This is a genomic window from Rathayibacter agropyri (assembly GCF_013249015.1).
GTDB classification, from domain to species: Bacteria; Actinomycetota; Actinomycetes; order Actinomycetales; family Microbacteriaceae; genus Rathayibacter; species Rathayibacter agropyri.
Genome location: NZ_JABRPL010000002.1, coordinates 481,720 through 508,715 on the forward strand (window position 1 = coordinate 481,720; position 26,996 = coordinate 508,715).

Below are 26,996 nucleotides of genomic sequence, written 5' to 3' on the forward strand. Positions count from 1 at the left end.
TCACGCTTGCGTTGGTCATACACAAATGTTTATGCTTGGTTCGTCGCGAACGAGCCCGGACTGTCCACCGTCCGAGACGGTGCGGATCGTGCTCGCCGCGATTCAAACAGGCAATCAAGCAAGGAGGGCTGAGGACCATCAGTCCTGACGCGAGGGCTCCTCGCGACCTACAAGCCGATGCATGGAGGAACAAGATGCCAGTGAAGAAAACCGGGCTACCCGTCAACAGTGAGAGCTACTTCGGAGGGCCGGCCTACGCCGTCGGTGACGCCGAACCCCTCATCGAGTTCGTTGACGGGAAGCCCGCGGGGCAGCAGCACGACCGCGACACCGGGAAGCCGCTCTGGACGGTTCGCGTGTTCGACGCCGACCCTGACGCGCCGAAGGGACAGGGCGAGGTAACCGTCAAGGTCGTCGCGGTCAGCCCGCCCACGCTTCCCGCCGAGCTGCCAGGCCTGCCGTTCCGCCCGGTGATCTTCGACGATCTCGTCGTCGTGCCGTACGTGAAGGAAGGCAACGGTCGTCCCCGTGTGGCCTACTCACTCCGAGCAGGCGGTATCCGCCCCGCTCCCGCACGCAAATCCGGCGACTCGTGATCGTCGCAGAGCTTCGCAACTACGGCAGCGGTCTGCGTGAGGTGCTGAGGCGACACAAGGTGCTCCCGCCGGTCTACGTCGTGGCGATCATCGTCCTCGGACAGTGGCGGCCCGCTCAGATCGCGCTGTGGCTGATCACAGCCGCGCTGATCCTCGGCGCGCTCATCTGGCGCTACCGGGATGGTGCGAATCTCAGCACTCACCAGTTCCGGGTGTGGCAGCGACGTCAGTACGCCCACGTCGCTGCCGTCTGGCCGGAGCTGATGCTCCGTCTCGGCCTTGCCATCCGTCTGGCCCCGGCCGCGCCGGAGGTCCCACGTATCAGCACAGCGCGGTGGCACGGTCACTCGCTGGTACTCGTCACCCATCTTCCGCTCGGGATGGAGCGAGACCGACTCGTGCTGTCCGCCTCCGCGATCGCCGAGTCACTTGGAGCCGTTGCGGTGACCGTCGAAGCTGCTCCTGGCGGGGCCGAAGTTGCCATCCGCTTCGCCGACCCGCTCACTCAGCCGGTGATGGTTCCGGACCCGGGCGACCATGTTGACCTTCGCGCGGTTCCGATGGGCGTTCAAGCCTCAGGAGCACCCTGGACGTTCCGCGTCGGGCCCCACACCCTCGTGGCTGGGTCGTCTGGCTCGGGCAAGGCGTCGATGATCTGGAGCCTCCTCATCGGTCTCAGCCCCGCCATTCGCGAGGGGAAGATCGAGGTCTATGGCGTCGATCTCAAGGGCGGCATGGAGCTGACGATGGGGCGCGGGCTGCTCACTCAGTACGCCACCGAGTCGGAGGCTGCGGTCATCCTGCTCGAGCGTGCCGTCGTCCGAATGCAAGAGCGTGCCGCCCGGTTGGCTGGCAACGCACGCGCACACACAGCGACTGTCGAGAGTCCGCACGTCCTCGTGGTCATCGACGAGCTGGCCGCTCTCACCGCGTACCAGACGGATCGCGACCTGCTGCGCCGAGCGAACAACGCTCTCGCGCTGCTCTGCTCGCAGGGTCGAGCGCCCGGGTTCACGGTCTTCGCGTGTCTCCAAGATCCGCGCAAGGAGACCCTGCCCGTCCGGGGCCTGTTCACGCAGACCATCGGGCTTCGTCTCCGCGATGCAATGGAGACCTCGATGGTGCTCGGTGAAGGCATGCGGGAGAAGGGCGCTCTCTGCCACCAGATCCCGACGACGCTCCCCGGTGTCGCCTACGTGGCTCCCGACAACGGTGGAGACCCCATCCGGGTGCGCGCCGGCTACGCGTCAGACGACATCATCCGCTACACCGCGGAACGCTACCCCGCACCGCGCGTCGAGGCGATCGTCGAGCCCGACGCCGCCTCGACAGATCCCAAAGCAAGTTCACCAAGCCCGCGACGCCCTCGCCGCAGCCGCAAGACAGGAGAAGAAGCATGACCACCAAGACCCGCACTCGCTGGATCGTCGGCCTGACCCTCGGAGTCTCTGTGCTCGCGGGAACAGCGATGGCCGGCTACGCCATCGGTACCGCCTCCAACCTCCAAGCACAGAGGGGTTACGCGACCGGCGTCGAGACGGCTCGATGGGACTACTGCAACCTGCAATTCGATGCGGACCACAAGCCGGTCGCCGATGATCCGCGCACCTACGCCGGCCTACCCGAATCGGCCATCGTGGCGGACGCGTCGTGCAGCCCAGAGCTGGTCACCTCCTGGAACAACGCTCAACAGGACGCGGGCGCTGAGAAGAGAGGATGTGTGATCGACGAGGACCTCACAGCGATCGTCGGCGCGTACGTCTGCACCGCCCCCACGAGCACCACCTACTGATGCCGACGCTCGCCGATTCGGTCGCCGACCGCGTGCGGCGTGCCGACTTCGATGACTGGATGAGAGGTGCAGCCGCCACGGGCTATTGCGCCAACCCCGTCCGTCTCGTTGGGTCGTCGCACGTCGTCGACGCGGTCTCCGGCGAAGTCGTGTCGTCCTACGAGTCGGCGCAGCAACCAGACGGCGTCACCTACGTGCGCTGCGGCAACCGTCGCGCGGTTCGTTGCCCCTCGTGCAGCCATGAGTACAAGGGCGACATGTGGCACCTCGTCGTGGCCGGCGCTGCGGGCGGGACGAAGGACGTACCGGAATCCGTCGGCAGCCACCCGCTCGTCTTCCTCACGCTCACTGCGCCGTCATTCGGAGCCGTTCACTCGGCCAAGAAGTCCGGCCGTTCGGGCTCGGCCCGCTGCCGTCCGCGGTCGAAGAAGGAGCTGTGCCCGCACGGCCGCCCGACATGGTGCATGGGCATGCACGACCCCGACTCTCCGATCGCCGGAGAACCGCTCTGCCGAGACTGCTACGACTACCTCGGACACATCGTCTGGCAGTGGCACGCACCCGAACTCTGGCGGCGCTTCACCATCGCTCTCCGCCGCAAGATCGCTCAGTCCCTCGAACTCACCGAGGCCTCGACGCGAAAGCTCGTGCGGGTGCAGTTCGCCAAGGTCGCCGAGTTTCAAAAACGCGGCCTGGTGCACTTCCACGCTCTCATCCGCCTGGACGGTGACGCTCGCGAGGGAGATCCTTATCCCGCGCCATCTGTGCCGATCGCTTCTGCGCACCTCGCGACGATGGCGGTCGAGAGCGCGGCCTCTGTCTCCGTCGTCGCAACTCCCATCGCGCCCGACGATGCCGCTCGGGTTCTCCGCTTCGGTCGCCAGGTAGATGCACGCGGTGTGGTCCGTCACGAGACCGACAGCGACGACGAGCTGACCGATCGTGCCGTCGCGGCCTACATCGCGAAGTACGCGACGAAGGCGACAGAAGAGGTCGACCCGTCGGCTGCCGCTAACGGTCCGAGACCACACGTCGCCCAGCTCAAGCAAACCATCGAGGATCTCGCGCGAATCTCTCGCCTCGGCTCCACAGACGACACCTACGACCTCCTCGGCAAGTGGGTCGGCATGCTCGGCTTCCGCGGCCACTTCGCCACGAAGTCCCGCCGCTACTCCACGACCCTCGGAAAGCTCCGCTCCGCCCGTCAGCTCTGGCAGAAGCGAATTGCCGCCAAACGATCCAACTCGTTCGGCGTCGAATCCCAGGCAGAGGACGACGACCTCGACGACGACACCACGCTCGTCATCGGTCAATGGAGCTTCGCGGGGATGGGCTGGCTGACCAATGGAGATGCTGCCCTCGCTGCCGAGGCAGCCGCTCATGCACGTGAGTGGGCCGACAACCGACGCCAGCAGAAGAAGACCAACGAGAACAAGGAGAGGTGATTGCCATGGAGAAGCTCATGCTGACTCCCGAAGAGGTAGCTGATGCGCTCGGTGTCGGACGATCCACCGTCTACGACCTGCTGCGGCTCAAGGTGCTGCCGAGCGTTCGGATCGGGCGTTCCCGTCGCGTCCGGGTCGAGGATCTGCGCGGCTACGTGGACACCCTGATAGAAGCCCCGGTGCCGCAGTGAGCAAGCGCGCGAACGGAGAAGGTTCCGTCTACCAGCGGAAAGATGGTCGTTGGAGTGGGGCAACCTACGTCCTCCAACCGGATGGTGGTCGCCGACGCCGACAGGTCTATGGGGCAACTCGCACTGAGGTCTCCCGGCAACTCGCCGACCTCAAGGCGAAGACCGACCGCGGAATCCCGGCGTCGATCAGCACGTGGACCGTCGAGTCTTACGCCGCGCACTGGCTCGCCCACACAGCTCATGGCTCGCTCAAGCCTTCGACCGTCTCGAACTACTCCTGGATGATGCGGAAGCACATCGTGCCCGCGATAGGGCGGATTCGACTCGACAACCTGACGCCAGCGCACGTGCGCGAGCTTCATACCAAGGTCGCCGCAGCGGGTGTCTCCTCCCGGACCGTCCAGCTCGCACACGCCGTTCTCCGGACCATGCTGTCCGAGGCGATGCGAGAACAGCTTGTCGCTCGCAACATCGCGACGCTCGTCCGAACGCCCCGAGTCGAGCGCACTGACGTGTCGCCGTGGACACCGGATGAGGCGGCAGTATTTCTCGAGGCCAACCGCTCCGACTCCTACGTCCACCTGTACTCCGCCGCACTCTCCCTGGGGATGAGGAAAGGCGAACTGCTCGCCCTCCGCTGGACGGACATCGATCTCAACTCGCGGGAGTTGCGGATACGCCAGACGGTGCAACGCCTCGGTGCCGGGCAGGGAATGGTGATCGGAACACCCAAGACCAACCGCTCCCGCCGTACGATTCCACTCCCCCAGATCGCCATCGATGCGCTCATGGCTCGCCGTCGAGCGCAGCTCGTCGATCAGCAGCTCGCGGGTGGCCGGTGGAACGAAAGCGACCTCGTGTTCACGACGTCGATCGGCACGATCATCGAGCCGACAAATCTGCGCCGCAGCTTCAATGCCGCGATCGAGCGGGCCGGAGTCCGACGCATCCGCTTTCACGACCTCCGGCACACATGCGCTTCACTCCTGCTCGCGGAGGGCGTGCCCATGCGCGTTGTGATGGAGATCCTGGGGCACTCGGCGATGGCGATCACATCGGACATCTACGCCCATGTGATGCCCTCGGCTCTCACGAACGCGGCGACCGCGATCGACGCTGCACTTCAGAGAAGGGACATTTGATGCCAGGCCAAGCCCCGTACGAATCGGCTGAGAGCTATGCACGCGGTGAGATCTCGCGCGACGACCTGATCCATCTGCTGACGACCTGGCGCTATCTCCCGAGCGAGACGCGCACGACCGGGCTGCACGATGACCTGCTCAACACTGTCTCCGGGTCGTTCGACGACGTCGAGGCGGCCATCACCGACGGGCTCATCGACGACGAGATCTACTCCCGCGCCCATGAGGCGTTTCTGACTCAGATGAGGGAGCGCGGTTGAGCAGGACGAGCCGGTTGCTGTCGCGGTTGCTGTCACGACCGCAGGCCGGGCACAGCGAAGCCGACAACCCGATCGAGTGCGAACCAGGCGATTCACCCATGAAAAGGAGAAACCCCAGATGAGCAACAGGAAAAACGAGAACGGCCCGCCGAAGCGGGCCGTTCTGCTCTGTCTCAACCAGAGTGCGCCCGGAGGGATTCGAACCCCCAACCTTCTGATCCGTAGTCAGATGCTCTATCCGTTGAGCTACGGGCGCAGTCCATTGCGTGGCCCGGAGGCGCACGCAACGAGCTACGACTATACATGCCGCGAGCCCCCATCCCCTAATCCACGAGGAGCGCCGTTCGAGGGGTCCAGGAGGTGCCGAGAGACCATCCCTGACGCGGTGCCTCGCCGCGCACCGGGACATCTCGCAGCAGCGGCGCCCCTCCGCGCACCAGGTTACCTCCCCGAACCGGACCCTCCTGCGCAGGTAGCGTGGCAGCTATGGAGGCCGCCGCAATCGAGCTTGTGCGCTTCGTCGTCTCCCCGTTGCACCGCTTCGAGGGCCGCCCCTCCGACGGGCCGATCCCGTCTGAGGGCAACGAACAACCCGAGCAGATCCGGATCCGCGCCGGCCTCGGCATTGTCGGCGACCGCTTCTTCGCGCAGCGGGCTCATCGCACCGCGGCAATCACCCTTTTCGCCATCGAGACCCTCGAGCGCATCGCCGCCGAACTCGGCACCGGACCCTTCGACCCCTCCGACGCGCGGCGCAACATCGTGGTCCGCGGCGCCGACATCGACGCCCTCGCGGGGCGCACGTTCGCCGTTGAACAGGGCGACGAGCGGATCGAGTTCCAGGGCGGTCGCCCGGCCAGCCCCTGCGCGTGGATGGACGTCTCCCTCGCCCCCGGCGCCTTCCGCGCAATGCGCAGGCACGGCGGAGTCCGCACGACACCACTGACCAACGGCTCCCTCCACATCGGCCCGGCGCGGCTGGTCCTCCACAGATCAGAAGGCATGCTGATCTGAGCCCGGCGGTGACCGCCTAAGCTCGCAGCCATCTCTCCCCGACTGAAGGAGGCACCTGTGCTCCGTCCGAGCGACCTCCTCCCCACCCTCGCCTCGACTCTGCGCCGCGGACTCCGCGACATCTTCGCTACGGCGCTCTCCCGACGTCGAGAACCCCGCCGCCGCTACCGCAGCACCGACGTCTCGGTTCAGCGCGTGCACCGCGGCGATGTCTGGGCGCGAGTCAGCACCGTCGGGCGAGACGGCGAGCGGACCTTCGTCCTCGTCCCCGGCATTGGGGTCGCAGCCACCTACTTCGAGCGGCTGGCACCCGCGCTCAACGAGTTCGGCCCTGTGCACGCCCTCGATCTGCCGGGCTTCGGTGGCGTGCCGCACCCGGTCGATGCACGTCGGATGGATATCGGCGACTACGCAGAACTGGTCGGAGCGGTGATCGACGAGCTCGGCCTCGAGGATCCCGTGGTCCTCGGCCACTCGATGGGTACCCAGGTCGTCGCCGAGCTCGCGGCGCGGCGGCCCGAGCTGACGACCATCGTCTTGCTCGGGCCGGTAATGAACCGTCACGAGCGCAGTATCCCAACCGCCGCCCTGCGCTTTGCACAGTCCAGCGTGAAGGAGCCGCTGCAGGTGGCCCTGCTCGCGGCCGGCGCCTACCTGCTCTGCGGTCCGCGCTGGTTCTCCCGCGTGCTGCCCGAAATGATGCACTACCGGATTGAGGACACGGTGCCCCACATCCGCGCCTCAACGCTCGTCATCCGCGGCGAATTCGACCGCCTCGTGCCTCGGGAGTGGGCCGAGGAGATCGCCGCGGCCATCCCGCACGCACGCGCCTGGGAAATCCCCGACGCCTCCCACTCAGTGATGCACGCTCACGCCGAGGAGGTGGCGCGGCTCTGCGTCGAGCACGCCCGCGCTCCGCAGCCCGATCGCGAGGAGGCGGCCCTGCGGCGCTACCCCGACTCCGAAGTCGACCACTCCGAGGAGGATGCGCGCATCGGCGATCCGCTCGGCGCTCTCCGGGGCCGAATCACCGAACTCGCGGGCATCCTCGTCGATGACGACTCGCTCATTGCCGAGGGCAAGACGCAGCATGCGGAGGCGAGCGATCCGGCGGCACTACACAAAGCGGCACCCGACCCTGGCGACGACGAACTGATCGACGGCGACGCACATGCGCACTGACCGGGAGCTCTGCGCTCAGGACTCCCTACCCACGATTTCCTCGCGGATGCGGCGAAGGTCTTCTGCCAGTGCACCCAGCAGGATCCAGTGTTGCGGATGCGGCGTCGCAATCACCAGTGGAGCTGTGAGGGCGGGCAGCTCATCGGTGATCGCCTCCGGCTCCGGTAGGTCGACCGCGGACTGCACGAGCAGCCGTAAATCGTGTGCGGCCCGGTGCAGCTGCACGGCGCTGGCCGAGATCGTCGGCTCGCCGACCAGGTCCTCGTCGTAGAGGTCGTGCACAGTGCGGGTCATCCCGCGCACGCGGGTCACGATGCGTCCGAGCCGCGGCATGATCGAGTCAAGGGCGAGCAGCCGGTCGCGGTGCGCTGAGCGTCGCGGATTCAATCGCAGCGATTCCTCGCCTGTCGCGATCGCCTCCTCCGCCCTGTGCTGCATGGTCTGCAGGAGTCGCGCGGTGATCAGCAGTTCGTCGAGGCGCCGGCCGGGCACTGGCTCCTGCAGGGCGTCGGCGAGGTCATCGAGGCCCGCCGCGAGCTGCGCGGTCAGGTCGCCGACCGCCCGCTCGGCCGGAGCGAGCGCGACCGGGGGCACGATCAGAACGTTGACCACGACTCCGACCGCCGCACCCACGAGCGTCTCGAGAATCCGGTCGAGCGCGTAGTTCGGAGTCACCGCGCCAACCGAGAGCACCAGCATCGCGCTGATCGGGATCTGGACAGCGGACGCCGGCGTCAGGCGCACCACCCAGCCCACGACGATAGCGGCAACGATCGCGACGAGCACGATGATGCTGTCGCCACCGAGCACGGTGCCGATGACCGAACCGACGACCACGCCGATGATGACACCAACGGAGCGCTCGAGTGCCTTCGAGAACGACTGGTTGATGCTCGGCGCGACGACCAACAGCGCAGCAATCGCCCCGAAGACGGGCAACGTCCCCGGGAAGATCAGTGCGGCGAGCATCCATGTGACGGCCGTGGCCACCGCCGTCTTCACCAGCTGCAGCACCGGTGGCCGGGTTGCCACGGTGAAGCTCGAGGTCAGGCGCATGGGTCCACGGTAGTGAGCGCTACCGACATCATCGGTGCGCACTGGCCTCGACGCTCGCGAGCACGGCGCGCAGGGAGCGGGAAGCCTCTTCCCGCACGGCACCGGGTACGCCCGCGAGCAGTTCGCGTTCGGCCGCGAGGACCTCGGGGAAGGCTTGGTCTACCAGTGCCTCCCCCGCTTTCGTCAGAGTGATGAGCGCACCGCGACCATCTGCCGGGTTGGCCGAACGCCTCACCAGACCACGCCGATCCAGCGCAGTGACCCGCTTCGTGATCGCCGCAGCGGAGGCGAGCGCGATCGTCCGGAGCGTCGTGGGCGATTGCGGGGAGCAGGCCCGGCGTAGCGCCGACAGGACGTCGAATTCGCCGCGAGTGAGCCCGTGCGCGGCCAGCCGCTCCTCCGTCGTCCGCACAATCAGAGCGGACGCGCGAATCAGCCGCCCGACGATGTCGGCGACAGAGGTGTCGAGTTCGGGCTGAAGCGCCGACCATCCGGCCCGGATCTCGTCGATTGCATCCTGCGGTCGACCTTCAGAGTATTTCACGCGTAAAGTATATCTGCTTCACGCGTGAAGCATTTCTCCGGCCAGTGCCGCTCGGACCCGCTCGCTCACTCAAAGTCCTGATGCCCGCCACCGCTCTCCCCCACCCTCGCGAACTCGTCCTCCTCGGCCCGCACGCGGGTGCCCACCGCGTCGCCCTCCGCGCCGGCGTCTCAATCGCCGTCCCCCTGCTCGCCCTCTGGGCCATCGGACGCACCGACCTCTCCCTGTACGCGACCTTCGGCGCCTTCACCGCTCTATACGGGCGCCAGCACACGCACCGGCCGCGCCTGCGGATGCAGCTCTCGGCCGCCGCTTTCCTCGTCGCGACCGTCACGATCGGCACCGCCGTCGCGCTGTCACCGCAGCGAGAATGGCTGATCATCCCGGTCGTCACCGTCGTGACGATCGCCGCAACTTACCTCAGCGACGCGCTGCACTGGCATCCGCCCGGACCGCTGTTCCCCGTCTTCGCTGTCACGGCCTGCGCCTCCGTCCCGACCGAGCCCTCACGCATCCCGGTCGCCTTCGCTCTCGCCGCAGGCTCCGCCGCCTTCTCACTACTGATCGGCGCGAGTGGCCTGGCCCTCCCCCGTGCGCGTCGGCTCGAAGCTACTCCGTGGCGCGCCTCCTTCCGTGCCGCCGCCCGTCCCGCCACCCGCGCCGCGATGCTCCGTTTCGGCGCCGTGGTCCTCGTCGCTGGGACGATCCCCACAGCAACGGGCCTCGGCCATCCCTACCGGGCGATCGTCTCCGCGGTAGCGGCAGTCTCCGGAGTGGACGCGGGAGCCCGGCTCGTGCGCGCCGGCCACAGGATGCTCGGCACCATCGTCGGCGTGCTGATCGCCGCCGCGCTTCTGGCCGCGCCTGTGCCGCCGCTCGCCGTGATAGCGGTCGTGGTGCTCCTTCAGATGTCGGCCGAACTCGTCGTCGGCCGCAACTACGGAATCACGCTCGCCTTCGTCACCCCGCTCGCGATCCTGATGGTCGAACTCGCCCACCGCACCAACGAACTGGCGCTGCTGCGCGACCGTGCCCTCGAAACGGCGCTGGGCGTGCTGGTCGGAGTCGCAGCGACGCTGATCGCACAGGTGGCGTCGCTGGATACTCAGCGCCACCGTCAACCTCGAGTCCGAACCGGCACGAGTACCGCCCGGTACTGCTCGCCGTGACGAAGACCACTCCGCGGTGGACACGAATGGCGCGCGCCGCGGCGGAACCACAGCTTCTAGACTTCCCGCATGGCGCGGACGACGACAGCGGTGATGGCCGAGATCGCTGCGGCGATCGATGAGTTCCGCGAGATGGCTCGCGTGCAGGACGACGGCGCAAGGACGAACGCCGCCGTCTGGCTCGACCAGCTGTTCGCTGAGGTCACTAGCCGAAGTGACCTGCGCCGAGCCGCCACCGAGGCACTGCACCTCTGGGTCGGTATGGGCTCCTTCTCCGACGTCTGCTGCACCCGAGTTGACCACGCAGTCGAGCGTCTGCGCCGGGCACTGCGGGCAGCGCAGTCATGGCTGCTCCGCGAGGGCTGACCGGCGCGACGGGACAGGAGCCGACGAGTCTGCGCAACGACGAAGGCCACTGCTTTGGCGGAAGCGGGGGCCTTCTTGGTGGCGGTATCGGTGGGATGCGAACCCGATCGTCCTACCTGCCTCATCAGGCTGATCGACACTGCGACGGGAGCGCTGGCACTCCCACTGAGGAAAGTCCGGCTTAATCCCGTCGATCGCAGCGGAAGCGTTGCCATTTTGTTGCCGCCGACCAGCCCGACGGCCGACTAGAGCAGCCGGCCGTTTTTTGGGTCCAGTGCTGCGAACCAGAATGCGGTGTCCTCCTCCGTATGCACATGCATCGCCACCTCGACCATGTAGTCCGACCAGTAGGTCGGATCAAGGTCGTTGATCCTTACTCCGTTGAGTTCGAGGAAGGTTATGGTCGCGACCCACGCCGTGCGCTTGTTGGCGTCTGCGAATGCATAAGCCTGCGTGATGCCGTGGAGCATGACGCTCGCCTGCTCATAGATTGTCGGATGGAGGAACACCGCACCAAACGATGATTGAGGGCGCAGCACCGCCCCCTCAAGCTTGCCCCGGTCTAGCAATGCGGCGCCGTCCATGAGGTCGTGCAGATTGATGACTTCCTCGACGGTAAGGAAGCGGGTCACTTGGTTGCGAGGAGGACGAGACCCTCTTTCCAGCGAGCGATTACGCTCCGAGCAACGGAGCTTGCCTCATCGGCGTCGGCGCTCGTCAGATGGACGCGGCGTTGAGGCACGTCCCCACCCTCGATTGCCCTGCAGGAGTAAAAGTCGAGCATGGTGTCACGCCGGACGACGCGCTGCGACGGCTCGTCTGGTCCGAGCCCTCTGCGAGCATCCATCCACGGCGCGTCGCGATGGGTACGTTCGACGAGCTCTTTGAATCCGCGGTGACCGTAGAACTCGAGTACAGAGTCGAGGGTCCCGCGAATCTCCTCCGTCAGGTTCGCCCTGGCGGACAACGAACCGTAGCGGTTCTCGCGGTAGACGGAGCGAACCACCGGGCCCTTCGGCCAGGCCTCGAAGTCCTCCTCGAAAATCGGCCTTCCCGTCCAGGCCAGGTGCCAGGCCTGCGCGAAGTAGACCAGCTTCTGAAGCCTCACGCTGTCCCCGCTGGGGACTCTCGCCGCGGTCGCAACGTAGGCGGCAACGTCGAGTGCGGTGGTCATGATCGCCCCTCCATCTCCTCCACAGGCAATTTCAGCGTCCCGGTACATAAGAATCTCGCGCAATGCGCGGGCGGCTAACGGAGCCGTACGCTTACGGTACAGGTGTCCCGGTGTGGTCGTATTTCATCCCGCGGCGATTGACAGATTGCTCAGCCACGTCCCTGACGTGCCACGGCGCTCGACTGCAGAGCAGCGATTCGACGGCCGTCGACGGCCAGGCAGCGTTCAGCGAACAGCTCTGCTCCTCTCTCGCGCAACAGCCCCTCCTGGCGGCCGGGCGTGCCTCGAAGGGCCTTGCCGGATCAAGGCGGCGCCGCTGTCGGTAGTCACGCGTACGGTCAGGCGCACGCCGAGCGAACTGGTTGAGACCCAGTGGGTAGCTCTGGGGCGGTATGGGTTCACTCTCCGACGTGTGCTGCAACCGAGTGGACCGTGCGGTCGAGCGCCCGCGCCGCGCGCTGCGAGCAGCGCAGTCATGGCTGCTCCGCGAGGGCTCGACAGCGCCTGTCTCTTCCTCTGGTTTCGCATCGACGCTCGATTCGAGGTGAGGCGCAAGCCGCACTCGCCGCCTCCTGGTCGACGTCTCTGCGAGATGGCGAGAAGCGCGCTGCCCACGGCGTAGAAAGGCCTGGGGAGAAGCTTGGTACATGTCATCGGAGACCCCAGACGGAAGCGTGCGTTTGTCACGACGCGCTTCTACCGGTGACCAACGCCCGAAAGAGCTCCCGGATGCGACAGTCCCATGTTCGGCCTTATAGGCTTGCGCCGACAGCACGATCTCCTCTGACTGGAGTCTGCGCAAGGGACTGCGGGGGGATGAGACCGAACGGCAGCCAACCCCCTTCGGCGCGACAGGGTTGAGTTCGTCGACGTCGGCTGGCAGACCAGACTCGCTGTACTGGGCAATTGTGTTGCGCTGGCTGGCTCCCACTACGAGGTGGTCAACTACACGGTCACGTACACCGGCGAGAAGTCTGCTTACGCCGCCGAGGTCAGGGCGGACGTAGTCACGACCGCAGGCAACGTTGTCAACAGTTTTGACACGATCGTCCTGCTCGAGGACAGCATCGGAATGGACGAACTCTTCAACGGTGCTTCAGCGACGGATTCTGCAGCCTTCGTTATCCCGGACCGCGAGTCAGCGCTGATTCGCGTTCGGCCAGCGAGAACAAATTCCCTCCGGAACGAATCCGGTGAGCGCCGACTAAGAGTGCTCGAGCAGAGAAGAAGGAGCACGACTGGCAGACGTGCTTCGTTGGCGAGCACCTGGATCACCACAGTTGCTGCTAGACATCCCTAACCCCGCTGGGCGCAAAAGGATCTTCATCATTGCGCTTGCGACGACTCTCGAAAATTTCGCGGCGAAGTGCAACTAGAGACTCGCCGGCAGAATAATACCTGCCTCGCGCTTTACCATTAGCAACGAGGAGACCGGCGTCTACCAGTCGAGCAAGATCGCGCATAGCGGTCTGGTCGCTTACCTCCTCATCTGCCTGCACGAGAGCAGCCTTGTAAGTCGAGTTCCTGAGCCTGTACCCGTATGCGGCGTCAAACATCGCATAGATCAACCGCTCATGGAGATTCAGACCAACACGGATTCGCTCGAGTTCTTCCCAAAGTCGCTCGCCTTCCCTGACCCGCCGCTGAAGGGTCTGTGCTTGACGAAGGTGGGCAGTAAGCATAAAGCGGACCCACGGGCGAGCGTCCCGCGCCGGGTCCCAGTTTCCGCCTCCAACCTCAGCGAGCACATCGTAATAACTACGGGTGTTTCGCCCGAGATATTCCTCCACACTCATGAACACGGGAGAAAGCACGCCCTCACCCGCGAGAGTAAGGCTTTGAAGGCAGCGAGCCATCCGACCGTTTCCATCTCGGAACGGATGAATCATCACAAGGTTCAAGTGAGCCATCGCTGCCCGCACAATCGGCGGACCGTCCGCATGTTCATTCACGCGGACCACCAGTTCAGCCATCAGACTTGAAACGTCATCAACATCAGCGCCGGAATGGACTATCTCGCCGGTTTCATCGTCTCGTACAAAAATCGACCCTGGGCGCCATCGACCCGGATGGTTCTTGAGGTCATAGTTGGTCATCATGAAATGGAGACTCTTGATCAGAGTCTCATTCACATCGATCGACGCTTCCTGCGCGAGCTGCAGGACGTACGTCATCGCGTTTCTGTAGCCCTCAAGAGCGAGACGCGTCTCAGTCGAGGCGTCGAGAGGCTCCTCTCCGAGCGCAACAGCTGCCGCGTCGTCAAGTGCAGCATCGTAGCCTTCGATGCTGTTCGAACCTCGGATGTTGCGAGCGAAGGACATGCGGCGGAGCGAGCCCGCCCACCGACGCGGCTCAGCGAGTTGGAAGCGCAGCGTGTTCTTGAGATCCTCGATCTCGGCGAGCACCTCGCGCTCACGGGCGTCGAGCGTTGGGGTTTCGAACAGCATGAGTGATAGTAGCTTCCTTCGATCGGGATGATTGATTCAATCCCTCATCCTGGAAGTATGAAGGCATGAACCCCTCATCGCAACCGCTCCGAGAACGGAGCCGTAGACCCGCGACTCTCGGCAGCACAGCTGGTTCAGCTGGATACGCCTTGTGCGGTTGTTGCCACGGCGTTGCCACCCTCGTCCTCAGGAACCGACTGAGGCCCCCTACTTCCGCATCATTCCGAGAAAGTAGAGGGCCTCAAAGTGGCGGTACCGGTGGGATTTGAACCCACGGTGGACGCAAGCCCACACATGTTTTCGAGACATGCTCCTTCGGCCGCTCGGACACGGTACCGAGATGGAGTGTACGCGTCGGCCGGAATCCGCGCCAATCGGGTAGATCGCAGCGACCGGCGCGCTCAGGCAGGAAGGAGGAACGTGAGCACGCGCTCCCACTCCGGTATCGCGAGTAGATGGCCTCGGCCTGGGACGAACTCAAGACGCGAGTCGGGCAGGCGCGTGGCGTACCACTCGGCGTGACGGCGGCCGACGACTGCGTCCTCCGCGCCGTAGAGCAGCAGTGTCGGCGACACAACATCCTCCACCGCGAAGCCCCACTCCTGCACGCCGTACCCGATGAGGTCGGCCGCCATGCCGAGGGTGCCCTGAGCAACTGCGCGCTCAAGCATGCGGTCAAGGCGCCCGCGTACGCCGGGGGCGTCGAGAATCGAAGTGTTCGCCTCGGCGGCGCCGAGCATCCCGAGGAGCGCGTCGGGGTTGGGGGCAGCGCCGAGGGCCGCCTCGAGGGAGGTGCTCAGCGAACGGACGGCCTCCGCGAGCGGGAGCGCGGCGAGCGCCTCCAACGCAGCGCGGTTCTCGTCGCCGACCCACGGGACGGCGTCGTCGGGCGCGGGCGTCGCGATCACGGCGACGCGCTCGACAAGCCCCGGGTAGTTGGCGGAGAGTGCCAGGGCGACGCGGCCGCCTGCCGACCAGCCTGCGGCGCAGACGGAGGCGATGCCTACGGCCGCGAGATACTCGGCGATGTCGGCGGCGGCCTGCTCGGGGCTCGCGCCAGCACCCTCGCCGGCTGCGTCGAGGTCGGTCAGGAGCGCGGAGGCGCCGTAGCCTGGGCGGTCGAAGGAGAGCAGGCGCACTCCGTGGCCCGCGGTCGCGTCGGGGTCGGGATCGAAGTCGGACGACCCGGGTGCCGGGTGCGCCAGCACGAGAACCTGCTCCGCGCCCTCGGGCCCCGACGAGGTGACTCCAAGCGGGCGACCTGACTTGAGAACGTGCACTGTCGACGGCATGTCCCTAGTCTCGCGCAGACCTCCGACATTCTCTGGGCAGCGATCAAGCGAAAGCCTCCTCCACAGCGCGATTTCTGCTGCTGCATCCCCAGGGATGGCGTGGCCCGGCTCCCGCGTCGGTGGTCGAGGGTACTGTCGAATACACGTTCGAGAGAGCGGCGCTCGACGCCGCTGCAGCCGCCGCGGCACCCGACGCAACAACACCGGAGGCAACGACACCGGCGGCAACGACACCGGCGGCAACGACACCGGACGCAACGACATTGTCGGTGGTCCCCCGTAGCGTCGCGCGCGTTTCCTTCTTCACCCCGAAAGGACCTCATGGCTTCCTCGAAGACACGCACCGCCGCGTATCGCTGCTCAGAATGCGGCTGGACGACCGCGAAGTGGGTCGGCCGCTGCGGAGAGTGCCACCAGTGGGGCTCCGTGGTCGAGAGCACGGAGCGCACAGGCATCCTGCGCGCTGTCGCCGCCGTCGCTCCGGCGGCCGGTCGTATCGCTCGGCCGATCACGCAGATCGAGACGACGTCGGCCGCCCACCGTCCTACAGGCGTGGGCGAACTCGACCGGGTGCTCGGAGGGGGCATCGTCGCCGGCGCGGTTGTGTTGCTCTCAGGAGAGCCGGGGGTCGGCAAGTCAACCCTCCTGCTCGAGGTGGCGAGCCGGGCTGCGGCCGAGGGTCAGCGGGTTCTCTATATCAGTGCAGAGGAGTCGGCCGCGCAGGTGCGCATGCGGGCCGAGCGCACGGGTGCTATGCACGACAGCCTTTTCCTTGCGGCCGAGACCGATCTCGGGACCGTCCTCGGACAGATCGATGAGGTTCTACCGGACCTCCTCATCGTCGACTCGGTGCAGACCGTCGCGAGCAGCACCATCGAAGGCCTCCCGGGTGGCCCGAGCCAGGTGCGCGAGGTGGCGGCGACCCTCATCCGAGTCTGCAAGGAGCGGGCACTCCCCCTCGTGCTCGTGGGCCACGTGACGAAGGACGGCTCGATCGCCGGCCCACGCCTGCTGGAGCACTTGGTCGACGTCGTCTGTCATTTCGAGGGAGACCGTCAGACGGCCCTTCGCTTCGTGCGCTCGCTCAAGAACCGTTTCGGCCCGACGGACGAGGTCGGCTGCTTCGAGATGACGGCCGAGGGCATCGCTGAAATTCCGGACCCGAGCGGCCTCTTCCTCAGCCGAACCCGTTTCCCGACGCCCGGGATCTGCGTCACGGTCGCGATGGAGGGGCGCCGCGCGCTCCCCGTCGAGATCCAGGCACTCGTGATCGCAAACGACGGCGAGCATCCTCGTCGAGTCACGAACGGCGTCGATCCCTCCCGCGTAGCGATGATTCTGGCGGTCCTCGAGCGGCAGGCCGGCCTACCGCTGCGCCGCTGCGACGTCTACGTCTCGACGGTGGGCGGGGTCAAGCTGATGGAGCCAGCGGCCGACCTCGCCATCGCGGTCGCCATCGCCTCCGCTCACGCCTACACGCCGCTGCGCCCGGGGATCGCGGCCTTCGGCGAGATCAGCCTCTCCGGTGACATCCGCCCTGCCTCGGGCGCGAAGCAGCGCGCAGGCGAGGCGACACGGCTCGGCCACCCCTCCCACCTCGACTCGAGCGCCTTCACGCTCTCGAGCGCCATCACGCACGCGCTCGTTCCCGTGCCAGAGCGCATCAGGCCCGAGCGTGTCCCCGCAGGCTGACCGGCAGCCCGCGCCGTCTCCACCAGGAGCAGCACCAGGAGCAGCGCGACGCTCCCGCCGACGGTCGGCCCTTAAGCCCTGCCTCCGTCACCCGCTTGCCGAGAGCGGTCTGGAACGCGGTGACCGCTGTGCCGAGCTCCCGAAAGCGCGCTCACACTGTGCCGATCTGCGTCCACATGCCTGCATGCAACGCGCGTCCCCCGCGAGGAACATCCCCCGTGGTGGACTACTGAAGCAGGAATTGCGTCGGCGAGCCAGAGGGGATCCCCGCGACCGACACCGACAAGTTGTAGGTCGCGCCTCCTGCCTCGACCGCCTCACGCCCGCCCGAGCAGGTGTCGGCGGAGGAGCGAGTGCGGTCCCATATCAGCGCGCTCCCCGTCACCGAACGGCCCGCCTGGAGCAGCACCGGGAGGTCGGCGGCACCGGTCTGGCAGTCGGTCGAGGTCCAGATCTGCTCCGACCCGCTGGTAATGGTGAAGACCTGCTTGCTGGTACCGGCGTCGATCACGCAATCGGTGCTGGAGGTGTTGGTCAGCGAGAGTGAGAGCTGCGGCTCTGCGCCGGGCGCGTAACTCGTCGCATCGGTGACGGCCGTGACGGCCACGGAGTCGGCCGTGCATGCGGGGGCCGCGCCGGGCGTCGCGCCGGGGGCTGCTCCGGGCGTCGCTTCGGGCGAGGTCGAAGGGTAGAGCGTGGGCAGCGAGGCCGTCGGAGTGGGGCTCGGCTGCGAGTCGGATGCACCCGACCACGGCTGCAGTGAGAGGAGTACCGCGAGACCGACGAGGATCACAACCAGCGCGAGCAGGACCCCGGCCCGGCGTCGCCGGTAGACCCGGGAGGGCAGGCGGCGGGGCGGCGGAGTCACCGAGACAGGCTACGACGAATCAGCTGTCACAGCGTCTTGAGCATGCGGGTGTTGCCAAGAGTGTTCGGCTTGACTCGGGCGAGGTCGAGGAACTCGGCGACGCCCTCGTCGGGCGAGCGCAGCAGCTCGGCGTACACCTCAGGGTTGACGACCTTTTCACCGATCGGCTCGAAGCCGTGCTGAGCAAAGAAGTCGACCTCGAAGGTGAGGCAGAACAGCCGCGTGAGGCCGAGTTCGCGGGCGTCGTTCTCGAGGCGCTCCAGGATGTGGTGGCCGACACCCTTGCCGAGCCAGTCCTGCGAGACCGCGAGGGTGCGCACCTCGGCGAGGTCGTCCCACATCACGTGCAGCGCACCGCAGCCGATGGCGGTGCCGTCGCCGTCCTCGGCGATCCGGAACTCCTGAACGGCGCCATAGAGCACCACGCGGTCCTTACCGAGGAGGATTCGCTCGTTGACGAGCGGCTCGCTCAACTCCTGGATGAACGGGACATCGCTCGTGCGCGCCCGGCGCACCGGGTACTTCCAATCAGCCACCCGACCAGCCTAGGGCCGCGGGACACCACCCCTCCGCGAGACGCCGCCCCCGCGAGTGGTACCTCGCTGCGCGGAGTGGTGTCTCGACCACAACAGGCCCGGGAACGACAACGTGCCCGCCCCTCAGAGGAGGGACGGGCACGAAACGGTCGAACCGCTACGCCATCAGGTCGGGCGTCGCCGGGCCGGCCGTAGCCGCTCCGGAGGACGCACCGGCGCTGATCGAAATCAGCCGCGGCGTCGTGGTGAACACGAAGCCGTTGTCGATGAAGTCCACATGAACGTGGTCGCCCGCACCGAGCTCACCGTGCAGGATCCGCTCGGACAGCTGGTCCTCGATCTCACGCTGGATCGCGCGGCGGAGGGGGCGGGCGCCGAGGGCGGGGTCGAACCCGACCTCGATCAGCCGCTCCTTGGCCGGCTGCGTCAGCTCGACGGTCATGTCGCGGTCAAGCAGACGGTCGCTTAGGCGCTTGATGAACAGGTCGACGATCTGCAGCAGCTCGGGCTTGGAGAGCTGCGGGAAGACGATGACATCGTCCACACGGTTGAGGAACTCGGGCTTGAAGTGCTTCTTCAACTCCTCGTTGACCTTGCCGCGCATGCGGTCGTAGCCGGTCGCGGTGTCTCCCTCGATCTGGAACCCGACGGGACCACCGGCGATGTCACGAGCACCGAGGTTGGTGGTCATGATGATGACGGTGTTCTTGAAGTCGACGACACGGCCCTGGCCGTCGGTCAGGCGACCCTCCTCCAGAATTTGCAGGAGCGAGTTGAAGATGTCCGGGTGCGCCTTCTCGATCTCGTCGAAGAGGACCACGCTGAATGGCTTGCGGCGCACCTTCTCGGTGAGCTGGCCGCCCTCCTCAAAGCCGACGAACCCGGGAGGGGCGCCGAACAGCCTCGAGACGGTGTGCTTTTCGCCGTACTCCGACATGTCGAGCGAGATCATCGCGTTCTCGTCATCGAAGAGGAACTCGGCGAGCGCCTTAGCGAGCTCGGTCTTTCCGACACCGGTCGGGCCGGCAAAGATGAACGATCCGGAGGGGCGCTTGGGGTCCTTGAGACCGGCGCGGGTGCGGCGGATGGTCCGCGAGAGGGCCGCAATGGCCTCCTCCTGACCGATAACCCGCTGGTGCAGTGCCTTTTCCATGAAGACGAGCCGCGACGACTCCTCTTCGGTCAGCTTGAAGACCGGGATGCCCGTCGCCTGGGCGAGGACTTCGGCGATGAGCCCCTCATCAACCACTCCGGTGGCCTTAACGTCGCCGGACTTCCACTGCTTCTCGAGGCGCAGGCGCTCACCGAGCAGCTGCTTCTCCTCGTCGCGGAGGGACGCGGCCTTCTCGAAGTCCTGGTCCTCGATCGCCGCCTCCTTGGCCGAGCGGACGACGGCGACGCGGTCGTCGAAGTCACGCAGCTCCGGCGGTGCCGAGAGGATCGAGAGGCGCAGCCGCGCGCCGGCCTCGTCGATCAGGTCGATCGCCTTATCGGGGAGGAAACGATCGCTGATGTAGCGGTCGGCCAGGTTGGCGGCTGAGACGATCGCGCCGTCAGTGATGGACACCTTGTGATGCGCCTCGTAACGGTCGCGCAGTCCCTTGAGGATGTTGATGGTGTGGGGCAGCGACGGCTCCGCGACCTGGATCGGCTGGAAACGGCGCTCGAGGGCGGCGTCCTTTTCGAAGTGCTTGCGGTACTCATCCAGCGTGGTCGCACCGATGGTCTGCAGCTCGCCGCGGGCGAGCAGCGGCTTGAGGATCGACGCAGCGTCGATCGCGCCTTCTGCGGCCCCTGCTCCGACGAGGGTGTGGATTTCGTCAATGAAGGTGATGATGTCGCCGCGGGTACGGATCTCCTTCGTGACCTTCTTCAGGCGCTCCTCGAAATCTCCGCGATAGCGGGAGCCGGCGATGAGCGAGCCGAGGTCGAGCGTGTAGAGCTGCTTGTCCTTCAGCGTCTCGGGCACGTCTCCGCGCACGATCGCCTGGGCGAGGCCCTCGACGACGGCGGTCTTGCCAACGCCGGGCTCCCCGATCAGGACCGGGTTGTTCTTGGAGCGACGGGAGAGGATCTGCATGACCCGCTCGATCTCTTTCTCGCGTCCGATGACCGGGTCGAGCTTGTTATCGCGCGCCGCCTGCGTGAGGTTGCGTCCGAACTGGTCGAGGATCTGCGAGCCTCCCTGAGGCTGCTGCTGCTCACCGCCCACGGCGACCTGCTCCTTGCCCTGGTAACCCGAGAGCAGTTGGATGACCTGCTGGCGCACCCGGTTCAGGTCAGCGCCGAGCTTGACCAGCACCTGCGCCGCGACACCCTCGCCCTCGCGGATGAGACCGAGCAGGATGTGCTCGGTCCCGATGTAGTTGTGGCCGAGCTGCAGCGCTTCGCGCAGGGACAACTCGAGGACCTTCTTCGCCCGGGGCGTGAAGGGGATGTGGCCGGTCGGCTGCTGCTGCCCCTGGCCAATGATGTCCTGCACCTGCTCGCGCACGGCGTCGAGCGAGATGCCGAGGGATTCGAGCGCCTTGGCGGCCACTCCCTCGCCCTCGTGGATCAGCCCGAGCAGGATGTGCTCCGTGCCGATGTAGTTGTGATTGAGCATCTTGGCCTCTTCCTGGGCCAGGACGACGACGCGCCGCGCGCGATCGGTGAATCTCTCGAACATGCTGTCACTCCCTACAGAACCCGCAGGGGTGGGCTCCGATACGTCGACTGTAACCAGCGCTCGCCCCGCTGCGGAGTCCTGTTCGCCCTGGGCGTGAGGGCGGTCGGACAGGCATGGTCAGCCGCGGCCGGACCTCGGCGACGTGGGCCCCCGACGGCAGGTCGAGGACGAGCTGCCGACTCGGGGACAGCGGGATCTCGCGACCTGGTGCGACGCCCGGTCAGGATCCGGCGTTGCGCGCCAGCTTTGCGGCACCTGGATCGACTCCGTCACGGTGGCCGCGCGCCGTGACGGATTCCTCCGGCCGGGTCCTCGCGCTCGCGACCCTCGACGGCGCAGCGGAAGCGGACACGGCGTCAGCTCCCGCAGCAACTCCTGCTGAATCCGCGCCGTTCGTTCAAGCCGCATGGACGCCCGATCAACAGGAGGCATGCGATGGGCGGTCGTCTCGACGAAGGAGGACAGGCAGAAAACGTCACGGACGCACGGCGAAGAGAATCTGCGCCAAGATGTCCGAGCACCACTCGCCGTGAGGGGGCCTCGACACTTCTGAAGGAAGCACCACATGACAGCACGCTCGCATCCGTTCGTCACCGCAGCTCTCGCCGCAGCGACCCTCGGCCTCGTCCTCGCCACAGCGGCCCCCGCCTCGGCCGCTCCTACCTCCGAGACGACAAGTGGCGAGGAGGCCCTCGGCTACAACGGTGGCGGCATCACGGTCGATGCCGGTCCGGCCTACGCGGGCTACGACGTCTTCGTCCAGTCACAGTTGCCCAGCTCGCTCTCTGGCAAGGGCGGGAAGCTCACGCTGGAGAAGGCGTCGCTCGACGCCGAGGGCTCGGCCCGGATCGTCAACTTCGCCGGCCCGGTCAGCCTGTACTTCTTCAGCCCGAGCGCGGTCGTCCCGGACTTCGAATTGCCGCCCCAGCCAGAGGCAACCGCGGCGATCTACCGCGGCGAAGAGGTCACGTACGACGTCGACCCGATCGCTGGTACCGCTGTCATCCAGGGCGCCGTGCCCACGGTCGTCGCGCCCGCGGAGAGCAGCTACCAGCCCTACATCATTCCGTTCACCACTGCGACCGTCGCACCCTCGAGCTACGCGCTGGGCCAGCCCTTCGATCTCACGTTCTCGAACATCTCCTGGGCAGGGGACAACGACCTGGACGGGCTGTCGACCAGCGTCGTCATCTACTCCGACCGGACGACGCTCGGCACTCCGACGATCGCCAACGCCGCCGTCACCCAGACCATCGGCGCCGAGTGGACGACTGATCCGCACAGGGTCGCCCTGATGGACTCCTACGGGCGCATCTTGACCAGCGCGACACTCGACGGCGGTGCTGCCGCGAAGTCGACCCCGACCGACACACCGACCGAAACTCCCGTCGCCACGGTTTCCGCCACGGACACAGGCTCGAAGCCGACCCCTGCCCTGCCGCACCTCGCCGAGACCGGAGTCGAGACGGGCGGGCTCGCCCTCGCCGCCTCTGCTCTCCTCCTCGCCGGAGCGGGCGGACTCCTCGTGGCGCGCCGTCGCCGCGCGAGCGTCTGAGACCTCGGAACATGAGTGACGGGACGGGCGGGTCGGGGAGCATATCTCCTCACCCGCCCGTCCCCACATCCGGTCAGGTGAGCACGAGAAGACTCCTCGCCGCGGTCGCCGTCTCGCTGCTGGTCCCGGGCCTCGGACACCGGCTCCTCGGCGCGCGTCGAGCCGCTGCTGTGCGTCTCGGGGTAGCCGCGACCGCCAGCGTCGGGATACTCGTCCTGTGCGGGGTGGTTGCGTCCGATCCGTCCCTCCTCGTGCGACTCGCCACAGATCCCACCGCTGTCGCCGTCTCGGGCACCCTCGGTGGGGGCCTCGGTCTCTTCTGGCTTTCGGGTCCCGTCGCGGCGGCGTTCCTCGCGCGTCCGCGTCGGCGGGCACGAGCGGCGCTCGCCCTCGTCACCGTGGTCGCGGCGGCTCTGCCCCTGGGCGCAACAACCTGGTGGGTGACCGCCGCCGTTGCGCAGCACGACCTGCTCACCTCGGTGTTCGCCTCCGGCCGCGGCATCACGCCCGTAGATGGGCGCTACAACATTCTTCTGATGGGGCTCGACGCCGATCCGAACCGCGACCAGGTGCTCCTACCCGACTCATTGACCCTCGTCAGCATCGACGCCGTCACCGGTGGGAGCGTCCTCTTCGGCATCCCGAGAACCGCGTCGAACTTTCTCTACCCCGAGGGGTCTGCTCTGGCCCGGGCACTGCCGGAGGGCACGCGGTGCATGGCCGGCTGCGGAGTGAACCACCTCTACCAGTACGGAGAGACGCACGCTGAGCTGTACCCGGACGAGCCGGACCCGGGCGCTGCCGCCATGCGCGATGCAGTAGAGGGGTACACCGGTCTCACCGTCTCTGCGACGGTCTCGATCCGGATGACCGGATTCATCGACCTCGTCGATGCGCTGGGCGGGGTCTCGGTCCTCAACACCAGACCAGTGCTCCAGGCAGGAGTGCCCGACGACGGCAGCGGACGTCCGGTCGAGTACGGGCCGCCGATCCCTACCGGTCTGCAGCACCTCGACGGCTCCGAGGCCCTCTGGTATGCCCGCTCCCGGGTGAACACTTCCGACGCCGACCGCTCCGAGCGCCAGGCCTGCCTGCAGGCGGCCTTCTTCCGCCAGGTCGATCCCCTGACCGTACTGACCCGCTTCACAGCGATCGCGCGCTCCGGATCCGAGAACGTGGCGACGAGCCTCCCGACGAGCGCTCTTCCCGCTCTGGCCCGGCTTGCGAACGCGGCGCGCACTCATCCCTTCGTCCGCATCGAACTGGGCGAACCACTGACGCTGCCGGAGCGGCCGGACACAGAACTCGTGCACCGAACGGTCCTCGCGGCGATCGGCGGTGGAGACGACTCCGGAGCGACACGGATTAGCGTGCCGGAGCCGGACGCCAACGTGGACGAGCCGGCCGTCTCGACTCCGTCGAACCGGGGTGCTGTAGAGCCGGCCTGCAGCGTCCCCTAACCTGCCGCCTGCTCTGCCGCTCCGCTCCGCTCCGCTCCGAAGACGCGAGCACCGGGATAGCAACGAGCGCGAGAGTCCAAAAGTTGTCGCACTCGGGCTCGAGTGCGACAACTTTTGGACAGTGGGCGCGGGCAGGTCAGGACGGTTCTGACTCCGCGGCGGCGGCACGAGCAGCAGCACGGTCGGTCGACTCGGCGGTCTCGCGGAAGGCACGGCGCGGGTCTTGCAGCGCGCTCATCGGCGACAGGTCGCGCGGAGCGACCGCATCGGCGAGCCAGCCGGTGATGATCCGCCACTTTCGGTCCAGGGTCGGCATCGCCATGCCGTGATAGGCGCGATGCGCGAGCCAGGCCGGGAAGCCCCGCAACCTGACTCCCTTGATCAGGCCTGCGCCCTTGCCGATCCCATACTCGGCGACCGTGCCGACGGAGGCGTGGCGGTACTCCTCCACGGTGCCACCGGCGAGGTCGGCGATGATGTTGCGCGCGAGGAGCTTGGCCTGCCGCACTGCGTTCTGGGCGTTCGGCGGGTAGTAGGCCGGCTGCTTCTCCGCCGTGAGGTCCGGCACCTGAGCACCGTCACCGGCGGCCCACGCCCCGCCGACAGGCTCGCCGTCCTCGCTGATGACGCGCAGGCGCGCGTCCGCCATGACGTGCCCCTTGGGTCCGCGCGGCGCGTCGGTCGCGTCGAGGATCGGGTTCGGCTTGACGCCCGCGGTCCAGACGATGGTCGCCGAGGGGATGCGGTCGCCGGAGGAGAGTTCGACGACGCCGCCCTCGCACGAAGGCATCGTCGTCTTCAGGTGGATGTGCACGCCGCGCGAGCGGAGGTGATCGAGCGTCCACGCCGAAAGCTCGGGGCCCACCTCCGGAGCGACGCGGTCAAGCGCCTCGACGAGGTGCCAGGCGACATCGCCCATCGAGAGCGAGGGCTGAGCGGCGAGGGTGCGACGGCTGAGGTCCAGCAGCTCGCTCAACGCCTCGACGCCGGTGTAGCCGCCGCCGATGAAGACGAAGGTGAGCAGGCGGCGGCGCTCCACTGTGTCGGTGGTGAGCGCCGCCTTCGCGATGTTCTCGATGACGCGGTCGCGTAGGTGCGCCGCCTCCTCCACCGTCTTGAAGCCGATGCCGTGCTCGGTGAGGCCGGGCGTCGGGAAGGTACGGGTCACGGCGCCGAGCGCGAAGACGACCTGGTCGAACTCAAGCGTGCGCGTCGAGCCGTCCAGCGCCGCGACGGTCGCGATGCGCTCGGCCAGGCTGACCCCGGTGATCGCGCCGCGGATGACGCGGGTGCGCTTCAGCGCCGAGACGAGCGGGACCGTGACGTGCCGGGGCTGCACGTGGCCGCCCGCGACTTCCGGGAGCAGCGGCTGGTAGGTCATGTAGGGGTTCGGCTCGACCAGGGTGACGTCAATCGGCGTCTCTCCCCGCCGCTTCTCGAGGCCCCAGGCGGTGTACAGGCCGACGTAGCCGCCGCCGAGGATGAGAATGCGCGTCGTGCGGGATGCCGTCATGTCCGTTCCCTTCTCGAACCCGGCGCCCAGCAGGCGGAACCGAGTGGTGCTGAGGACGGTCCGACGGTACGCGCGGCTGGCGAGCACGACCAGGGCCTTGCGCGACGCGCGCCGGAGACACAAGCGACGGCGTTCGCCTACCCCGCGGACACCGTCTCGCGCCCGCCGAGCAGCCGCCTACGCCGATATTCCGCCGGTGAGACCCCGGTCTCGGCGGCGATGGCCCGCCGGAGCCGGTCCGCCGACGTGAAGCCAGTGCTGCTCGCGATCTCGGCGAGCGGGACCTCCTCACTGGCGGCGGCGGCGACCAGACGCAGAGCGTTCCTGGTGCGGATGGACATGATCAGGTCGCGCAGGGTGGTCCGACGCTCCTGAGCCATGGCCCGCTGCAACGAGCGAAGGCTGACCTGGCAGCGGAAGGCGACCGTTGCAGGATCGAGATGTGGGTCGGCGTAGTCGGCCAGGATTACCTGCACAGCCGCCTCGACCATGTCATGCATGCCCAGGCCGCTGACAGTGTGCTCCTCCCGCACGGCGCCGAGCAGTCGCCCGAGGCGCAGCACGGTGCCCTGGAGGTAGTCGGCCTGCATGGGGTGCTCGACATCGAGGTCGCCCAGGAACGCTCGAAGCACGGTCCGGGCCGTGGTAATGACCGGCGATGGAGGAAGTCGGTTCGCGCCGTCGAGACGGTGCATCCGGTCGCCCTCGACCGCGTCGATGCAGAGAACGAGGAACCGGGCGGGCCGTGATGTCCGGATCGCGACCGGCTCCTCAGCCGAGAGCGCCAGCCCGCCGTCGGTCACGGCGGTACAGCCCGCCTCTGTCTCGATACTCAGGGTTCCCTCCATCGGCAGCAGAAAGACGGAGGAGGCGGGGCTCGAGCCCACATTCGGCCAGCGAACTGCGAACGCCGTGCTGACGACGTGCAGCACGCGCACCCGGTCGACCGCCCCGACGAGAAGGTCCATCCGGAAGTCGAGCTGCTTGTCGACTCGGATGTCGACCGTGCGACGGGCAGCAGCGAGACCATCCAT

At 67.1% G+C, this 26,996-nt stretch carries 26 protein-coding genes and 2 tRNA genes; 15 read left to right on the forward strand and 13 right to left on the reverse strand.

All coding sequences use genetic code 11. The features are described 5' to 3' along the window. Window positions 1–194: 194 nt before the first annotated feature. The 7 genes from HRF29_RS07890 to HRF29_RS07920 are packed head-to-tail and all read left to right on the forward strand — an operon-like array spanning window position 195 to window position 5,426. Entirely contained in the window at window positions 195–596 is a 402-nt protein-coding gene (locus HRF29_RS07890) for a plasmid replication, integration and excision activator (RefSeq protein ID WP_173247183.1), read from the forward strand. Then, the gene (locus tag HRF29_RS15320; protein ID WP_173247185.1) at window positions 593–1,996 is read left to right on the forward strand and encodes an FtsK/SpoIIIE domain-containing protein; all 1,404 of its coding nucleotides are present in this window, start codon (window positions 593–595) and stop codon (window positions 1,994–1,996) included. Before HRF29_RS07890 ends, HRF29_RS15320 begins: the two co-directional genes overlap by 4 nt. Next, on the forward strand, window positions 1,993–2,388 hold the full coding sequence (locus tag HRF29_RS07900) for a hypothetical protein (protein WP_173247188.1): 396 nt from the start codon (window positions 1,993–1,995) through the stop codon (window positions 2,386–2,388). Before HRF29_RS15320 ends, HRF29_RS07900 begins: the two co-directional genes overlap by 4 nt. Beyond that, a complete protein-coding gene (locus tag HRF29_RS07905; RefSeq protein ID WP_173247192.1) occupies window positions 2,388–3,833 on the forward strand; it encodes a replication initiator in 1,446 nt (481 codons plus the stop codon). Before HRF29_RS07900 ends, HRF29_RS07905 begins: the two co-directional genes overlap by 1 nt. 5 nt (window positions 3,834–3,838) lie before the next feature. After that, on the forward strand, window positions 3,839–4,024 hold the full coding sequence (locus tag HRF29_RS07910) for a helix-turn-helix domain-containing protein (RefSeq protein ID WP_173247195.1): 186 nt from the start codon (window positions 3,839–3,841) through the stop codon (window positions 4,022–4,024). Beyond that, window positions 4,021–5,166: a tyrosine-type recombinase/integrase gene (locus HRF29_RS15325; RefSeq protein WP_173247198.1), complete on the forward strand. Its 1,146-nt coding sequence runs from the start codon at window positions 4,021–4,023 to the stop codon at window positions 5,164–5,166. Before HRF29_RS07910 ends, HRF29_RS15325 begins: the two co-directional genes overlap by 4 nt. After that, window positions 5,166–5,426: a hypothetical protein gene (locus HRF29_RS07920; protein WP_173247201.1), complete on the forward strand. Its 261-nt coding sequence runs from the start codon at window positions 5,166–5,168 to the stop codon at window positions 5,424–5,426. The genes HRF29_RS15325 and HRF29_RS07920 overlap by 1 nt, the downstream gene beginning before the upstream one ends. A gap of 183 nt (window positions 5,427–5,609) precedes the next feature. Here the strand turns inward: HRF29_RS07920 and HRF29_RS07925 are convergent. After that, window positions 5,610–5,682: transfer RNA gene (locus tag HRF29_RS07925), tRNA-Arg, on the reverse strand. 230 nt (window positions 5,683–5,912) lie between these two features. Between HRF29_RS07925 and HRF29_RS07930 the strand changes: the two genes are divergently transcribed. Both HRF29_RS07930 and HRF29_RS07935 read left to right on the forward strand, forming a co-directional pair. Next, window positions 5,913–6,440 carry an MOSC domain-containing protein gene (locus HRF29_RS07930; protein ID WP_173247203.1) on the forward strand — a complete coding sequence of 176 codons (528 nt, stop codon included), beginning with the start codon at window positions 5,913–5,915 and terminating at the stop codon, window positions 6,438–6,440. A 57-nt stretch (window positions 6,441–6,497) separates the two neighbouring features. Then, a complete protein-coding gene (locus HRF29_RS07935; RefSeq protein WP_173247206.1) occupies window positions 6,498–7,622 on the forward strand; it encodes an alpha/beta fold hydrolase in 1,125 nt (374 codons plus the stop codon). A gap of 15 nt (window positions 7,623–7,637) precedes the next feature. On the opposite strand, the gene HRF29_RS07940 is transcribed toward HRF29_RS07935, so the two are convergent. Continuing rightward, window positions 7,638–8,678 carry an FUSC family protein gene (locus HRF29_RS07940; RefSeq protein WP_173247209.1) on the reverse strand — a complete coding sequence of 347 codons (1,041 nt, stop codon included), beginning with the start codon at window positions 8,676–8,678 and terminating at the stop codon, window positions 7,638–7,640. A 28-nt stretch (window positions 8,679–8,706) separates the two neighbouring features. Further along, entirely contained in the window at window positions 8,707–9,222 is a 516-nt protein-coding gene (locus HRF29_RS14905; RefSeq protein ID WP_173247212.1) for a MarR family transcriptional regulator, read from the reverse strand. 80 nt (window positions 9,223–9,302) lie between these two features. Between HRF29_RS14905 and HRF29_RS07950 the strand changes: the two genes are divergently transcribed. Continuing rightward, window positions 9,303–10,391, forward strand: a complete 1,089-nt coding sequence (locus HRF29_RS07950) for an FUSC family protein (protein ID WP_173247215.1) — start codon at window positions 9,303–9,305, stop codon at window positions 10,389–10,391. Between the two features lie 69 nt (window positions 10,392–10,460). After that, window positions 10,461–10,757 (forward strand): hypothetical protein, encoded by a 297-nt coding sequence (locus HRF29_RS07955; RefSeq protein WP_173247218.1) that lies wholly within the window; start codon window positions 10,461–10,463, stop codon window positions 10,755–10,757. A gap of 245 nt (window positions 10,758–11,002) precedes the next feature. On the opposite strand, the gene HRF29_RS07960 is transcribed toward HRF29_RS07955, so the two are convergent. Both HRF29_RS07960 and HRF29_RS07965 read right to left on the reverse strand, forming a co-directional pair. Then, a complete protein-coding gene (locus tag HRF29_RS07960; RefSeq protein WP_173247221.1) occupies window positions 11,003–11,389 on the reverse strand; it encodes a type II toxin-antitoxin system death-on-curing family toxin in 387 nt (128 codons plus the stop codon). Then, window positions 11,386–11,994: a Panacea domain-containing protein gene (locus tag HRF29_RS07965; RefSeq protein ID WP_173247224.1), complete on the reverse strand. Its 609-nt coding sequence runs from the start codon at window positions 11,992–11,994 to the stop codon at window positions 11,386–11,388. Before HRF29_RS07965 ends, HRF29_RS07960 begins: the two co-directional genes overlap by 4 nt. A gap of 874 nt (window positions 11,995–12,868) precedes the next feature. On the opposite strand from HRF29_RS07965, the gene HRF29_RS07970 reads away from it, so the two are divergent. Beyond that, complete coding sequence (locus tag HRF29_RS07970; RefSeq protein WP_173247227.1) at window positions 12,869–13,231, forward strand: hypothetical protein; 363 nt, start codon at window positions 12,869–12,871, stop codon at window positions 13,229–13,231. On the opposite strand, the gene HRF29_RS07975 is transcribed toward HRF29_RS07970, so the two are convergent. The 3 genes from HRF29_RS07975 to HRF29_RS07985 all read right to left on the reverse strand — a co-directional run bounded on the left by HRF29_RS07975 (window position 13,218) and on the right by HRF29_RS07985 (window position 15,670). Next, the gene (locus HRF29_RS07975; protein ID WP_173247230.1) at window positions 13,218–14,378 is read right to left on the reverse strand and encodes a Fic family protein; all 1,161 of its coding nucleotides are present in this window, start codon (window positions 14,376–14,378) and stop codon (window positions 13,218–13,220) included. The two genes, HRF29_RS07970 and HRF29_RS07975, sit on opposite strands and share 14 nt — an antisense overlap. A 247-nt stretch (window positions 14,379–14,625) precedes the next feature. Then, window positions 14,626–14,715, reverse strand: a tRNA-Ser gene (locus HRF29_RS07980). 64 nt (window positions 14,716–14,779) lie between these two features. Beyond that, complete coding sequence (locus tag HRF29_RS07985) at window positions 14,780–15,670, reverse strand: alpha/beta fold hydrolase (RefSeq protein WP_173247233.1); 891 nt, start codon at window positions 15,668–15,670, stop codon at window positions 14,780–14,782. Between the two features lie 321 nt (window positions 15,671–15,991). On the opposite strand from HRF29_RS07985, the gene radA reads away from it, so the two are divergent. Beyond that, window positions 15,992–17,362 carry a DNA repair protein RadA gene (gene radA / locus HRF29_RS07990; protein ID WP_173247236.1) on the forward strand — a complete coding sequence of 457 codons (1,371 nt, stop codon included), beginning with the start codon at window positions 15,992–15,994 and terminating at the stop codon, window positions 17,360–17,362. Window positions 17,363–17,588: 226 nt separating this feature from the next. Here radA and HRF29_RS07995 read toward each other — a convergent pair whose 3' ends face one another. The 3 genes from HRF29_RS07995 to HRF29_RS08005 form a co-directional block, all read right to left on the reverse strand. Then, window positions 17,589–18,230: a hypothetical protein gene (locus HRF29_RS07995; RefSeq protein ID WP_173247239.1), complete on the reverse strand. Its 642-nt coding sequence runs from the start codon at window positions 18,228–18,230 to the stop codon at window positions 17,589–17,591. Between the two features lie 26 nt (window positions 18,231–18,256). Then, window positions 18,257–18,766: an amino-acid N-acetyltransferase gene (locus tag HRF29_RS08000; protein ID WP_173247242.1), complete on the reverse strand. Its 510-nt coding sequence runs from the start codon at window positions 18,764–18,766 to the stop codon at window positions 18,257–18,259. A 157-nt stretch (window positions 18,767–18,923) separates the two neighbouring features. Continuing rightward, on the reverse strand, window positions 18,924–21,434 hold the full coding sequence (locus HRF29_RS08005) for an ATP-dependent Clp protease ATP-binding subunit (RefSeq protein WP_173247245.1): 2,511 nt from the start codon (window positions 21,432–21,434) through the stop codon (window positions 18,924–18,926). Window positions 21,435–21,999: 565 nt separating this feature from the next. Between HRF29_RS08005 and HRF29_RS14910 the strand changes: the two genes are divergently transcribed. Then, window positions 22,000–22,989 (forward strand): LPXTG cell wall anchor domain-containing protein, encoded by a 990-nt coding sequence (locus tag HRF29_RS14910; RefSeq protein ID WP_246226820.1) that lies wholly within the window; start codon window positions 22,000–22,002, stop codon window positions 22,987–22,989. Window positions 22,990–23,066: 77 nt separating this feature from the next. Further along, window positions 23,067–24,449, forward strand: a complete 1,383-nt coding sequence (locus HRF29_RS15330; protein WP_173247248.1) for an LCP family glycopolymer transferase — start codon at window positions 23,067–23,069, stop codon at window positions 24,447–24,449. Window positions 24,450–24,585: 136 nt separating this feature from the next. Here the strand turns inward: HRF29_RS15330 and HRF29_RS08020 are convergent, their stop codons facing one another. Next, a complete protein-coding gene (locus HRF29_RS08020; protein WP_343043691.1) occupies window positions 24,586–26,049 on the reverse strand; it encodes an NAD(P)/FAD-dependent oxidoreductase in 1,464 nt (487 codons plus the stop codon). A gap of 50 nt (window positions 26,050–26,099) precedes the next feature. Beyond that, a complete protein-coding gene (locus HRF29_RS08025) occupies window positions 26,100–26,996 on the reverse strand; it encodes a helix-turn-helix transcriptional regulator (RefSeq protein ID WP_173247251.1) in 897 nt (298 codons plus the stop codon).

What these genes read in the sequence shown, in the direction of transcription:
- HRF29_RS07890 (WP_173247183.1), top strand. Translation starts at nt 195, where the DNA reads ATGCCAGTGAAGAAAACCGGGCTACCCGTCAACAGTGAGAGCTACTTC.
- HRF29_RS07900 (WP_173247188.1), top strand. Translation starts at nt 1,993, where the DNA reads ATGACCACCAAGACCCGCACTCGCTGGATCGTCGGCCTGACCCTCGGA.
- HRF29_RS07905 (WP_173247192.1), top strand. Translation starts at nt 2,388, where the DNA reads ATGCCGACGCTCGCCGATTCGGTCGCCGACCGCGTGCGGCGTGCCGAC.
- HRF29_RS07910 (WP_173247195.1), top strand. Translation starts at nt 3,839, where the DNA reads ATGGAGAAGCTCATGCTGACTCCCGAAGAGGTAGCTGATGCGCTCGGT.
- HRF29_RS07920 (WP_173247201.1), top strand. Translation starts at nt 5,166, where the DNA reads ATGCCAGGCCAAGCCCCGTACGAATCGGCTGAGAGCTATGCACGCGGT.
- HRF29_RS07930 (WP_173247203.1), top strand. Translation starts at nt 5,913, where the DNA reads ATGGAGGCCGCCGCAATCGAGCTTGTGCGCTTCGTCGTCTCCCCGTTG.
- HRF29_RS07940 (WP_173247209.1), bottom strand. Translation starts at nt 8,678, where the DNA reads ATGCGCCTGACCTCGAGCTTCACCGTGGCAACCCGGCCACCGGTGCTG.
- HRF29_RS07950 (WP_173247215.1), top strand. Translation starts at nt 9,303, where the DNA reads ATGCCCGCCACCGCTCTCCCCCACCCTCGCGAACTCGTCCTCCTCGGC.
- HRF29_RS07955 (WP_173247218.1), top strand. Translation starts at nt 10,461, where the DNA reads ATGGCGCGGACGACGACAGCGGTGATGGCCGAGATCGCTGCGGCGATC.
- HRF29_RS07975 (WP_173247230.1), bottom strand. Translation starts at nt 14,378, where the DNA reads ATGCTGTTCGAAACCCCAACGCTCGACGCCCGTGAGCGCGAGGTGCTC.
- HRF29_RS07985 (WP_173247233.1), bottom strand. Translation starts at nt 15,670, where the DNA reads ATGCCGTCGACAGTGCACGTTCTCAAGTCAGGTCGCCCGCTTGGAGTC.
- radA (WP_173247236.1), top strand. Translation starts at nt 15,992, where the DNA reads ATGGCTTCCTCGAAGACACGCACCGCCGCGTATCGCTGCTCAGAATGC.
- HRF29_RS08005 (WP_173247245.1), bottom strand. Translation starts at nt 21,434, where the DNA reads ATGTTCGAGAGATTCACCGATCGCGCGCGGCGCGTCGTCGTCCTGGCC.
- HRF29_RS14910 (WP_246226820.1), top strand. Translation starts at nt 22,000, where the DNA reads ATGACAGCACGCTCGCATCCGTTCGTCACCGCAGCTCTCGCCGCAGCG.
- HRF29_RS08025 (WP_173247251.1), bottom strand. Translation starts at nt 26,996, where the DNA reads ATGGATGGTCTCGCTGCTGCCCGTCGCACGGTCGACATCCGAGTCGAC.